The organism is Amycolatopsis sp. lyj-112 (assembly GCF_046549055.1).
Taxonomy (GTDB): domain Bacteria; phylum Actinomycetota; class Actinomycetes; order Mycobacteriales; family Pseudonocardiaceae; genus Amycolatopsis.
Genome location: NZ_JAJPWS010000014.1, coordinates 142,652 through 154,507, shown reverse-complemented (window position 1 = coordinate 154,507; position 11,856 = coordinate 142,652). Strand labels below are relative to the sequence as shown.

Below are 11,856 nucleotides of genomic sequence, written 5' to 3'. Positions count from 1 at the left end.
ATCCGTGCCCCGCCGCATCAAATTTCGCACTGCCGTCGCACCCCTTTACGGCATGCGACGCGGGCGCCATGTGCCCGATATCGTCTGGCCGGGCATGACCCGAGCTCGAGCCAAGGAAGAACCCGAGGACAACAGCGTCCCGCCCTGCTTTCGCAGAGTGGAATCGAGTTCTCCCCGCGCGCGTGGGGCTGGTCCGGCGACGTCCGCATCTCCGGCAGCGGCATGCCCGTTCTCCCTGCGCAAGCGGGCTGGTCCGCCCACGCTCTTCACCTGACTCTCGCAGGGTCGCGAGACCTCGGCTAGGAGACCTGTGATCGTTGCGGCGCCTACGTTTGTGTCGGCACCTTAGCTGCTGAAATGGAGCGGAGAATCCAATAGCTATCTGGCACCATGTGCCCATGGATGTCGCATGGCCCGAACGGCGCGAGGATGTACTCTCCGCACTCAGAGTGCTCGCGGCAGAGCGGTGCGCTGGATGAGTTCTACGTCTGGGCTCGCTAACTGGCCACCTGAAGTGCCACCGGCGCCGACCGCGTTCGTGGAAGGCCATACCGGCGTCGACCACGGCCGGTTCGTGATCGAGGTGCGGGGGTTGGAGCAACCCCCGCACCTCGATCCAGGTGACTCCGGGTGGGCTTTCGCAAGCATCAACGCAATGACCCTCCAGCCGTCAAGCGAATGGACAACCGCAGCCGCCGTGCGACTCGAGGCATGGCCCCGAGAACCAGCCAGCAGCGGACCACCGGAAAGCGACACCTCAACGATCGAAGCGTCCTTCGGCCATCACGAAATCGGCGCCAGAGGATTCTCGGCCCCCGCCAGCGAAACAGACTTCCTCGACTTAAGTAACCCCGGGCACTACCAGGTGCGCGTTTACCGCTGGGGCGGCGATCAGGTTGACACGATCTTCTACGCCAACCCCCACGACACGATCCACCGCACAGAGAACTTCCTCCTGCAATTCTGGCCCTCCACCAAAGACCGCGATCACATCGACTCCGCCGTCAAGGCCGCGACCATCCCGCACGACGACCCCCACGCGGAGATACGCCGCTGGGCACAAGGTCTATGACAAATCGCCCGCACCGTCGTTATGTGCGCCTCGCACGGCTGACGAGCCAGTTGCCGCATGGAGGAACATCCTTGCGGCGACTCGGAACGCGGCTACTGAGCCGAATGCGGCGGGCACGTCGGATGAACACGACAGCCCGCCGGCCGACGCCACCCCAATCAACGGTCCTGAGTGGACAGTACTGCCCGGCGTGCCAGGCGTTGGTCAGACACAGGCGTATGCTCACGGCCGCGCATGCCGTTGCCTGGGGACGATGTCGTCGCCACCTCGGGCAGCTTCACACTCTTGCGCGACGTCCCGCGAACTCCGCATGACCTGCTAGGCGGACCGGCCACCGGCGGTGGCGAGAACCAGCACCGCCCCGGCCGCGAATACCCCGCCGAGCCACATCACCGCGGTGGTCCCCGCTGCGTCCGTGGCCAGCCCGCCGACCAACGCTCCGACCGCGATCGCCGCGTTGAACACTCCAGCGAACAGAGCCGACGTCGCTTCACGGGCCTCCGGGGCGGCCACCAGCATCCATGACTGCGAGGCCACCGAGACACCGCCGTACGCCAGGCCCCAGACCACCAACAGCGCCGCCGCTGCCAGTGTGGTCAGCCCCAGAAGCGGAACCAGCGCCATCGTCGCCGACAAAGTCCCGCCGAGCACCAGCAGGGCCACCCGTGGTGATCGCGCCGCTACGGCGCCCGAAGCGAAATTGCCCGCCACCCCGAAGAGCCCGTAGACCAGGAGAAGCGTTCCGATCTGCCCCGCACTCACCCCGGACACCTTCTCCAGTACCGGCCGGACATAGGTGTACGCGGCGAAATGCCCGATGACGATCAGCGCCACCACGATCAGCCCGAGGCGCACCCGCGGCACACCCGCCAGCCGCAGCATCGCGCCCAGGCGAACGGCCCCTTCCGTCGGCAACGACGGCAGTGACATCGCCAGGGCGGCCAGTACCACCAGTGACAGGCCACCGGCACCTACGAAGGCAGCCCGCCAGCCGACCAGTTCCCCGAGGTAGGTGCCTGCAGGTACACCCAGCACCGACGCCACGGCGATTCCGCTGAAAATCAGTGAAGTCGCGGATCCGATCGACCGCGGCGGAACCAGCCGCACGGCCAAGCTCGCAGCGATCGCCCACACTCCGCCCATGCCGATTCCGACGAGGACTCGAGCGACCAGCATGACGCCGAACCCAGGCGACCACGCTGCCAGGAGATTCCCTGCCGCCAGCAGCGCCATCAACGCGCACAGCACGGCCCGCCGGTCGAGATTCCTGAGCGCCGGGATCAGCAGGGGTGCGGAGACCGCCGCGACCAGGCCGGTGACCGTGAGCGTCAGACCCGCCATGCCTTCGGTGACCTGCAGGTCGCGGCTGATCGGGGTCAGCAGCCCCACCGGCAGCATTTCCGAGGTGACCACGGTGAAGGTCGCCCCGGCGAGCGAGCTCACCGCCGGCCAGCCATTTTTCCTCTGTTCGGTTTCCCTTGTCGTCACGTGTTCCAGGCAACCGTCGCCCGCTGCCGGGAACAATGGCCGATGTCTCATCCTTCCATGAGCAGGACTACTGGATCCACGGAGGGGAAGACCGATGAGCGGCTTGGAGATCCGTGAGCTGGAGGCGTTCCTGGTACTCGCCGAGGAGCTGCACTTCGGCCGGGCAGGCGAACGCCTGTACGTCTCTCAGAGCCGGGTCAGTCAGCTGCTCCGCTCGCTGGAGGGACGGATCGGCGCGACGCTCGTCGAGCGCACGAGCCGCCGGGTGGAACTGACTCCGCTCGGGGAGAAGTTCCTCGCCGAACTGCGTCCGGCCTACGAGGCGCTGCGGGCCGCCGTCGATCACACGCGCGCCACCGCGCGAGGGATCGGCGGTGTGCTGCGAATCGGTTTCCAGGGCATCATCGACGACCACCTCGCGAACGCCATCGGCGGATTTGAGAAGCACCACCCGGACTGCGCGGTGGAGCTCACCGAAATCCCGCTGGCCGATCCGTTCGGCTCGCTCCGTCGTCGGGAGATCGATGCCGCAGTGGTGCTGCTTCCGGTGCAGGAACCGGATCTCATGCTCGGCCCGGTATTCTCCCGTCAGCCGCAGATGCTCGCCGTCTCGCCTCGGCATCGGTTCGCCCGCAGGGAGTCCGTCACCGTCGAGGAGCTGGCGGAATGTCCTCTGATCGGCATCCGCGGCCCGGCCCCGGAATACTGGCGCCACGCCCAAGCCCCCGAAATCACCCCCGGCGGCCGCCGGATACCGCGCGGACCGACCGTCGGCACACTGCAGGAAGGCATGGGCCTCGCCGCGGCAGGCCAAGGCGGCATGGTGCTGTGCCGCTCGACCGCCGAACACCAAGGACACCGGGATTCGGTCGTCTTCGTGCCCCTCACCGGGCTGCCGGAATCCGTGCTCGGCGTGGTCTGGCATGCGGAGGACAGCGGCCGGGCGCGTGCCTTCGCAGAGGAGATCACTGTTGAGGCTCGAAACCCCCAACGGTAACGGGCATCCCACCGCGGAGGCGGTGCAGGAGCCTGTTCATGCCTACCTGACGGACTGCGTGCTTGCCCGCCGGCTATCGAGACCGGCACCGACTCCTACCGTCTGGCCGGATCGCGAGGTCAGCCGAGCGTCGGTGGCTCGGAGACATACTCGACGTACAAAGGCGTAGCGGTGATGATTCTGCGATCCGTGGCATGCGCCAGCACGGCGGTAACGCGGGCATAGCCTGCCATCCACGCTGCGGTTTGCCGCAGCGCCAAGCGTTTGCTCAGTGCGTCGAGGACTCTTCCGAACCTTTCTGTAATCGGGTCATCACCTTCAGAGCTGAACAATTCCGGCAATCCCGCGCTGTCGGATCGCTCTTGCCCCGCATCGTCGGTGTAGACGTCGTCGAACTTCTTGAGCAGCATCCACACTCGAAGGAGTTCCGACCCCGTAGGCTCCGGCAGATCACCGGCGGCACTGTCGTAGTTTTCGCGCTCAGCCCAGTTGCCCACGATGTGCTTGTCCGAGCCGTGCAGCATCAACCGGACCGCGCCGCCGGTGGGGTAACTCTCGGTCGGCTGGTCGAGATCAACGAAGATGACCGAGAACCAGGCTTGTGTGTAGCTAATCGGCGCCTCGAAGTGCACCCAGTCACCGGGCCGTACGTCGTCGTCGGCGAACCACTTCGCGGCCCGGTCGGAGGAGTCCAGAGCGGAGATCACCGTGTCCAGGTCCGGGGCAGGCGTCGCCTCCTGGCCCGGGGCTGCCGGGCTGACCTTGACACCGCCGAAGCCGGGAAACTTCACCTCACCCTCGACCTGGGCACGGCCTAGCCGGCGCCGGCGCCTGACGACAAACTGCCGGAGCTTCCGTTCGGAGAGATAGACCAGTTCGCGCACTGAGCCATCATGGCAGGGCACGGCGGCGATCTATTCGTACTCAGCGCAGCCCCAGCACAAACATCCGGGCTCGATGGCGCGAGTCCGCTTGCGCGAAACGCCGTGTCATCGGGTCGGCGCCGGGCAGCAGCTGGTGGGTGTCGAGCGCAAGGGCACGCGAGTCGCAGTGGCTTCCGGTGTCAGGAGACGCCTTCGTGTGGCTCCGGCTCTACCAGCACGAGTTCCGAGAGCCTCGCCCGTTCGCGCCCAGCCGCCGGCCTGTGCCGTGTCCTGCGACGTCACGATGAAAAGGGCTCAGTGTGCACGATTCGCCGATCAGAAGGTGTGTGTTGACTGCCCGGATTGTCGGGGCGGTCTGGTAGATGATGGGGCATGTTCCGCGACTTCAACTTCAAGCTGTTGGTCATCGACAAGCTCATGTACCAGGACAAGCTCATCCAGCCCCGTTTCCGGATCGCCGACATTCTCCACGCCAAGGGCGCCACCGGCGACCTGTGGAAGTACCTGCGCGAACAAGACCTGCTGTACACCGTCCTTGAGGAAGCCCGCCAGTACTTCACCGACTTGGAGATCACCCCCGACCAACTGGCCGCCGTGGAAGAACTGACCACTGACGGCGGCTTGGAGATCTACCACCAGTGCGCGCCGTTCTGGGACGGAGAGGACGACCTCTTCGACGTCACCTCACTGGACGACCTCGCCCTGCTACCCAACCTCCGCGTGATCCACGGCGGCGACGAGGCCATGATGGCCGCCCCCGGCGCCGAAGACACCCTCAAGGCCCGCGGAATCGCCGTGAAATAAACCTCCTTTTCATCGTGGTTGGCGGCGGGTCTCGATGTGGTGCAGGACGAGGATGGCCGCGACGATCGCGGTGGCCCGGCGTGGGCAGCAATGGAGTTCGGCCAGGACTTTCCAGCCATGAGCAGTGAGACGGCGCGTTCGCCGAGCGCGCGGATGCGGGCGTGGGCTCAGGATCAATCGGTCCGGAGCTTCGCCAGGCCGCCTACCCAGAACCGCCGAGGCCACCGCCGCCACCTGTCGCTCAGTGCTGGACCACGTCAACGGCACCGGCTCGGGCCGATTGAGCTGATCGCCCTCATAGGCGCGGCCTCAAGCGCGAAACAGTGACCCCGGAAAGCCCGGCGACGGCCGGGCACAGGGCCGCCGTGCTTCAGTCCGCCCGGCGGTCGTCGCGCGTCTTCTTGGTGAGCGACCTGCTGACGTAGACCAGCCCGCTGGTCAGGACCACGATGTCGTCGAAGTACACCGGGTCAGGCAACAGGTCGAACGGGAACACGGTGTAGGCCAGGGAAAGCCAGTAGGCGGCCTTGGTCTGCATCGGCGTGCCCGGCTGATGGACCTGCCGGTGTTTCCGCACCAGCTTGACCACGAGGAACAGCGCGACCAGAACGAGGACGACGATCACCACCACGGCCGCGACGCCGAGTGTCGTCCACAGAGATTCCACGTGATCCCCTCTCATCACCACGACAATCGGAGATCCAAGGCCTCCTCTTTCCTTTTGGCGAGTGCCCTCCCACTCCGTGCCAGCGGGAACCCGCTCGAACAACGTGAAGAGGCGCCCGTCTTGATCGGTGAGCTGGCCCACGGCGCCGCCTGGATCATCCGATGAGGCCGCCGCACCCAGCTCCACGACGACGCGCTCCAGCCGCCGGAACAAATCAGGTTCCCGTGTCTCCATGCACCGTCGGGCATGTCGGGAGCGTACCCGACCGTTCTCCTGCCGGTGGTCGCCTCAGTCTTGAGGATCTGCCCGGCCAGACCGCGAGCGTTGTCGCCCTTGCACCCGGTTCGGGGTGTATGGAATCCCGCCGTGTCGCTGCGGACGACGATGAGTGCGTTCGCTGTTCACAAAGAGGCTTGCCGACGCCTGTCGAGTTACGGTCGGGCTGTTCGTCATCCTCTTCGACGGATCGCCACCGCCCGAGCTGGAGGACACATGCACTACATGCTGCTGATCTACAACTGCGACCGCCCCGAACCGGGAGACCCGGCTTTCCCCGAGGCACTGGCCAGAGTGAACGCCTTCGCCGACGAATGCCGCCGCCGCGGCGCGTTCGTCGCCGGCCACCCCTTGCAGGGCGAGCACACCGCCACCACGGTCACCGTCCGCGAAGGCAAGACCTTGATCACCGACGGTCCGTTCCCTGAGACCCACGAGCACCTGGGCGGGACGTACATTCTCGACTGCCGCAACCTCGACGAAGCCCTCGAACTGGCCGCACTGTGCCCGATGGCCGAGCAGGGCACGATCGAGGTCCGCCCGATCGCCGGGGTACCGGACCTCGACCACCGGCCCTCAGCGGACGTATGACCCCGGCACCGGTCCTGCTGGAGGTCTACCGCGAGCACCGGTCCCGGATGCTCGCCGCGCTCGTCCGTGCGCTGGGCGATTTCGAACTCGCCGAAGACGCCCTGCAGGAAGCGTGCGCGCTTGCGCTGAGCAAATGGGAAGGCATGACACCGGACGACCCGGTCGCGTGGCTGCTGACCGCGGCCCGTAACAGCGCGATCGACCGGATCCGCCGTATCTGGCGTGGGCAGGAAAAGCTCGCCCTGCTCGGAGACCAGACGGTGGGGATGACCATGAACTTCGGTGACGACAGCCTCCTCGGCATCGGTGACGAGCGGCTCAGTCTCATCTTCACCTGCTGCCATCCCGCCTTGGCCGAAGAAGCCCGCGTCGCCCTGACGCTGCAGGCCGTGGCCGGGCTGACCGCCGGACAGATCGCCCGCACTTTCCTGATCGGCGAACCGACCCTGGCCCAACGGCTGGTGCGGGCCAAACGCAAGATCCGTGACGCCGGAATCGGCTTCGAAGTACCCGCCGACCACCTCCTGCCCGAGCGGCTCTCCGGAGTCCTCGCGGTGATCTACCTGATCTTCACCCAGGGCTACACCGCCGGCGGTAACCGGCCGGAGTATCGCGAGCTGCGGCAGGAGGCGATCCGGCTCGCCAAGCTGGTCGCCACCCTCATGCCCGACGAACCCGAGGCGCTGGGCCTGGCGGCTTTGCTGCTCGTCCACGACTCACGCTCCGCAGCCCGCTACAGCCCTACCGGCGACGTCGTCCTGCTCGAGGATCAGGATCGCTCCCGCTGGGACCACGCCGAGATCGCCGAAGCCGTCGGCCTGCTGGACCGCGCGCTGCGTTTCGGCACACCAGGCCCCTACCAGCTGCAGGCCGCCATCGCGATCATGCACGCTCAGGCCTCGACCGCTACCACCTGCTGCACGCGGCCCGTGCCGACCTCCTGCGCCGCCTCGGCCGTACTCACGACGCGGCCCAGGCATACCGGCGCGCTCACGACCTCGCCACCAATCACGCCGACCGGCGCTTCCTCGCCGGCCGCCTGCACACCCTCGGAACACCGGAGTCCTGATGAGACTGTCCATTCTCGACAACGACCACCGCCGCCGCGCGAAGCTCTTCCTCGCTGTCACCTCCAAGACGTCGGGCGTGGCCAGTCCGGACATCGTGAAGATGCTGCTCTATCGCCCCGGATTCCTCGCCAGACCAGTGCTCGACCTGACGGCCGAGGTGATGCGCGGACCTTCGTACTGGACCGCGGGAGAACGCGAATTCCTCGCCATGAGCACGGCGCAGCTGCACGAGTGCCCGTTCTGCGTCGTCACGCACGCCGAGCTGACCCGGATCGCCGGCACCGGCGAGATCGACCCGGACGACCCCGCCTCCGCACGACCTGAACTCCGCGCTGTCCGCACATTCCTCGAGTCGATCACCCTGGATCCCGACCGCGCCGACGCCACCGCGGTCACCGACCTCCCCGAACACGCCGTCATCGAAGCCCTGCACGTGAACCTGGTGTGGAACATCGTCAACCGCCTCGCCAACACCTTCGGCTTCACCCTCCAAGAAGGCCAGCTGCACAGCGGAACCCGCTCGCTGCACCGGTTCGGCTACCTGCTCGCCGACGGCCGCCACGTCGACCACGGCGACGTCGCGCAAAACCTGCGCCACGCGGTGCTGACGGCGCCGGCCACGACCACGCCGTCGCTCCGAACCGCCGCCGCGGTCGGAGCCGCCTTGCGCAGCTACGACACCGCTACCAGATGATCGAAAGCTGACCGGTGGAATAGCTTCTCGCAACGAGGGCGGGCCGCGAACCACACCCCGGTCGCGTTCAGGTGGTCAGGTCTCGGCGGCCGTAGCCGGCCAGGCCCGCGAAAACGAGGAAGCCCGTTACCGCGAGGAGGACGATGATGGCGTTCCAGTTCGGTGGCTCGGCGGGGACCGAGGTGAGGTGGCCGAAGGGCGTCAGGTAAGTCAGCCATGAGGGTGCTTCGACGCTTTGCAGCACGACGTTGAGCAGGAATCCGCCGACGACGGGCAGCGCTCCGAGCACGGCGACCGCACGCGGTGCCCAGCCGAGGGCGAACACCGCGGCGCCGAGCGAAAGCAGCGCGACCGGTGCCGTGTTCCACGCCCCTGCCAGAGCGGGGATCAGGCCGAGTGGTGCGGCCGCGATAGTGGCGCCCGTCCAGAGCGATAACCCGGCCGCGGCGAGGAGCATGAGCAGCGCGGCCGAGGTCACAGTGATCTCCGTGAGGGCGATTCTGTGGCGCGGAATGGGCAGCGCGAGCAACGGGGTCCATCTGCGGTTGGTTTCGTCGGAGGCAAAAGTGGCGATGCGGGTGGCTGCGTAGAGGCCGATCGGGATGGCGAGGAGGCCGAACATGGCCGCGGCGAATCCCTCGGCGGTTCCGAGACCGGCGAACCCGGCCACGGCCGCGAGGTCCCCGAACCGCTGGTTCTCTTGCAGAAAGCGAAGAACGGACGAGATGAGGACCCCGACAAGGAAGAAGTACGCGGCGATCCCGAACACCCAGCCCGCCGTGGCGCGCAGAGTGCGCCGTACGGCGAAGCCGGCGATGGAACCCAGGAGTCGTGTCCTCGGCCGACGGCGGCCGGACGGGTTGAGCAGGCCGCGGCCGACGTCTCGGTGCGCGGCGGCCACGCTCGCGCCGACGGTGAGCACGACCGGGAAGGCGAAAAGCACGAGTAGCGGCGAGACCCTGTTGTCCGCATAAGGCGCGGCTTCGCCGGTCAGGCCGAAGGGAGTGATCCACGCGGCCCACGACAGTTTCTCGGCACCGTCCGCGAGCATGCGCAAGAGTAATCCCGCGCCGAGAATGGCCACGGCCAGGCCTGTGGCCGCCGGCAGGGCAGGCAGGATCTGTGCCGCGAGCACCCCCACGGCGGCGAAGGTCAGGATCACGCCGAGCACACCGGCGGCGTGGATGATCGCGCCGGTGGGTTGTGTTCCGGTGAGGAGCAAGGCCAATGCCACGGCCGAGGCGATCACGACCGCCGCGACACCTAATGCGGTCATGCACCGGATGAGCAGGTCCTGTGGCCGGAGCCGTCCGGCGAGCAGCAGGCCGGCTCGTCCGGCGTCTTCGTCACCCCGGGTCAGCCGGGTCGCGGTCAAGAGCGCCCATACGGCGACCAGGACCTGAACGGGAGTTCCCGTGCGCCACACGGTGAACCCACCGGGATCGTCGAGTGCCACGGGTGGCCCGAACAGGATCCGGATGGCCGGATTCTCCGCCAACGCCCGCAGTGCCGATCCGTCGAGGGCGCCTGCGAAGGTGCTCTGGTACTGGCCTGCCACGAGGGCGGACATACCGGCCGCGGCGAGGGCGACGATCACGACGCCGCGGCGCATACGGCGTGCGAAGTGGCGGGTGACGGCTCCCTCCGCTCTCCCCCGCCCTGCCGGTTCTGCCGTGTTCGCCAGGGTTTCCGGCGATGTCGTGGTCATCGCGCGTTCTCCCCGTAGTAGTCGAGGAAGATCTCTTCGAGCCTCGGTTCGCGCATCGAGATAGTGACGACGTCGGTGGCGGCGAGTTTCCGCAACGCCGGGCCCGGGGGCCCGGACAGGGTGAACCGGAGGCGATCGCCGTCCAGCCGTTCGACGTCGACGACGCCGGGTACGTCCACAAAGGATGGTTCCGGCCCTCGGTAGGTCACCTCGGCGGTGGTGCGGCGCAACTTGCGCAGCTCCGCGATCCCGGCGATCTCGACGAGCCGTCCGGCACGCAGAATCCCGACCCGGTCGCAGACGGCCTCGACCTCGGCGAGCTGATGTGAGCTGAGGAAAACGGTCTGGCCACGTTCTCGCGCTTCGCTGACACAGCGCCGGAACTCCTGTTCCATCAACGGATCCAGGCCGCTGGTCGGCTCGTCGAGAACGAGCAGTTCCGCCCGCGTCGAGAACGCGGCGATCAAGGCGACCTTCTGCCGATTACCCGTCGAGTAGGTCTTGGCCCGCTTGTCCAGATCGAGCGCGAACCGCCCGACGAGTTCCGTGCGATAGCGCGTATCGACGTCCGGGCCGACCCTGGCAAGCAGCTCGAGGATTTCAGCGCCGGTGAGATCCGGCCACAACGCGACGTCGCCGGGAACATACCCCAGCAACCGGTGCGCCCGGCGTACGTCCGACGCGGGGACACCGAACACGGTGGCCGTCCCGGCGGACGGCCGGATCAGGCCGAGCAGCAACCGGATCGTCGTGGACTTGCCCGCGCCATTCGGGCCGAGGAATCCGAACACCTCACCGCAGGGAACGGACAAGGTCAAGCCATCGACCGCGACGGTGCGGCCGAACCGCTTGGTCAATCCATCGACATGGACAGCGGGAGGACGTGGCTGGGAAAGGGAGGACATGGGAGTCCCTTCGTGGTCGGCGAACTCTGTTGCCGACCAGACTTCCCGGCGCACCTGCACGAAATGTACTCCCGCCCGCACGCCGACACCAGACGGATCCACGATTTGTGCCCGGTTCGCGCAGTCAGCGGGGAGCCGCCCGGCCGTGACGCCGTGAACGTCGCTGAGCCCTCACCCGAGCACGCTGTTCTCGACAGCAGCGCGAGCGGAAGCCGGCGCGGCGGTCACCACGGCTACCGCACCCCGCGAGCACAGTAGACAGCCTCCCCGTGCACCCGCGAACCATGACTGAACCTCCCAGACCTCCCAGCGACGCGGACGGTGAACGGACTGCAGCCAAGCCGACCCCTGACTCTTGAATCCTTGTCCACGATGTCGACGACGAGCGTGTCACGGGTTCTCTGTGACATTCGCACGTGCCAGGAGGTTCCGGGTGCCCCCACCACAAGGCGCCTGCGGGAATGCTTGGTCGTCGACGCGAACAGCGTGCCCGGTGCTCGTATGGATCAGGTGATGACCACGAATCCCATGGCGACCGTTGACCGCGGACAACGCGAAGCCGTCACCGTCCGACATACCGGCCAGGCGCGGGCGAGACGAGCCTCGCCGTCCTGCGGATCACCTGTCATCGACTACCACGTCATCTACGCGAACGCTAGTGGCGAATGTCCTTTGTGGAGCGCAACCAGTGGCTCCGCTG

At 67.2% G+C, this 11,856-nt stretch carries 10 protein-coding genes and 2 pseudogenes; 6 read left to right on the top strand and 6 right to left on the bottom strand.

Annotation, left to right across the window (positions count from 1 at the left end; all coding sequences use genetic code 11):
• Positions 1-655 precede the first annotated feature (655 nt).
• Positions 656-1,072 carry a hypothetical protein gene (locus ACLJRL_RS34060; protein ID WP_410660462.1) on the top strand — a complete coding sequence of 139 codons (417 nt, stop codon included), beginning with the start codon at positions 656-658 and terminating at the stop codon, positions 1,070-1,072.
• A 318-nt stretch (positions 1,073-1,390) separates the two neighbouring features.
• On the opposite strand, the gene ACLJRL_RS34055 is transcribed toward ACLJRL_RS34060, so the two are convergent.
• Positions 1,391-2,560 carry an MFS transporter gene (locus ACLJRL_RS34055; protein ID WP_410660461.1) on the bottom strand — a complete coding sequence of 390 codons (1,170 nt, stop codon included), beginning with the start codon at positions 2,558-2,560 and terminating at the stop codon, positions 1,391-1,393.
• Positions 2,561-2,654: 94 nt separating this feature from the next.
• On the opposite strand from ACLJRL_RS34055, the gene ACLJRL_RS34050 reads away from it, so the two are divergent.
• Positions 2,655-3,557 carry a LysR family transcriptional regulator gene (locus tag ACLJRL_RS34050; protein ID WP_410660460.1) on the top strand — a complete coding sequence of 301 codons (903 nt, stop codon included), beginning with the start codon at positions 2,655-2,657 and terminating at the stop codon, positions 3,555-3,557.
• 119 nt (positions 3,558-3,676) lie between these two features.
• Here the strand turns inward: ACLJRL_RS34050 and ACLJRL_RS34045 are convergent, their stop codons facing one another.
• Positions 3,677-4,441, bottom strand: coding sequence for an SAVMC3_10250 family protein (locus ACLJRL_RS34045; RefSeq protein ID WP_410660459.1), 765 nt, complete (start codon positions 4,439-4,441; stop codon positions 3,677-3,679).
• A 372-nt stretch (positions 4,442-4,813) separates the two neighbouring features.
• Between ACLJRL_RS34045 and ACLJRL_RS34040 the strand changes: the two genes are divergently transcribed.
• A complete protein-coding gene (locus tag ACLJRL_RS34040; protein ID WP_410660458.1) occupies positions 4,814-5,245 on the top strand; it encodes a DUF6892 domain-containing protein in 432 nt (143 codons plus the stop codon).
• Positions 5,246-5,254: 9 nt separating this feature from the next.
• Here ACLJRL_RS34040 and ACLJRL_RS34035 read toward each other — a convergent pair.
• Positions 5,255-5,412: pseudogene (locus tag ACLJRL_RS34035) on the bottom strand (IS5/IS1182 family transposase); the annotation flags it as partial.
• A gap of 203 nt (positions 5,413-5,615) precedes the next feature.
• Positions 5,616-5,912: a YkvA family protein gene (locus ACLJRL_RS34030; RefSeq protein WP_410660457.1), complete on the bottom strand. Its 297-nt coding sequence runs from the start codon at positions 5,910-5,912 to the stop codon at positions 5,616-5,618.
• Positions 5,913-6,404: 492 nt separating this feature from the next.
• Here ACLJRL_RS34030 and ACLJRL_RS34025 point away from each other — a divergent pair, with 492 nt between their 5' ends.
• From ACLJRL_RS34025 to ACLJRL_RS34015, 3 genes and pseudogenes are all read left to right on the top strand, one after another.
• Positions 6,405-6,779: a YciI family protein gene (locus tag ACLJRL_RS34025; RefSeq protein ID WP_410660456.1), complete on the top strand. Its 375-nt coding sequence runs from the start codon at positions 6,405-6,407 to the stop codon at positions 6,777-6,779.
• Positions 6,776-7,848 (top strand): annotated as a pseudogene (locus ACLJRL_RS34020) (RNA polymerase sigma factor). Before ACLJRL_RS34025 ends, ACLJRL_RS34020 begins: the two are co-directional and overlap by 4 nt.
• A complete protein-coding gene (locus ACLJRL_RS34015) occupies positions 7,848-8,543 on the top strand; it encodes a carboxymuconolactone decarboxylase family protein (RefSeq protein ID WP_410660455.1) in 696 nt (231 codons plus the stop codon). The pseudogene ACLJRL_RS34020 and the gene ACLJRL_RS34015 overlap by 1 nt, the downstream one beginning before the upstream one ends.
• Positions 8,544-8,610: 67 nt before the next feature.
• On the opposite strand, the gene ACLJRL_RS34010 is transcribed toward ACLJRL_RS34015, so the two are convergent.
• Both ACLJRL_RS34010 and ACLJRL_RS34005 read right to left on the bottom strand, forming a co-directional pair.
• Positions 8,611-10,251: an ABC transporter permease gene (locus tag ACLJRL_RS34010; RefSeq protein WP_410660454.1), complete on the bottom strand. Its 1,641-nt coding sequence runs from the start codon at positions 10,249-10,251 to the stop codon at positions 8,611-8,613.
• Positions 10,248-11,156: an ATP-binding cassette domain-containing protein gene (locus ACLJRL_RS34005; RefSeq protein WP_410660453.1), complete on the bottom strand. Its 909-nt coding sequence runs from the start codon at positions 11,154-11,156 to the stop codon at positions 10,248-10,250. Before ACLJRL_RS34005 ends, ACLJRL_RS34010 begins: the two co-directional genes overlap by 4 nt.
• Between the last annotated feature and the right edge of the window lie 700 nt (positions 11,157-11,856).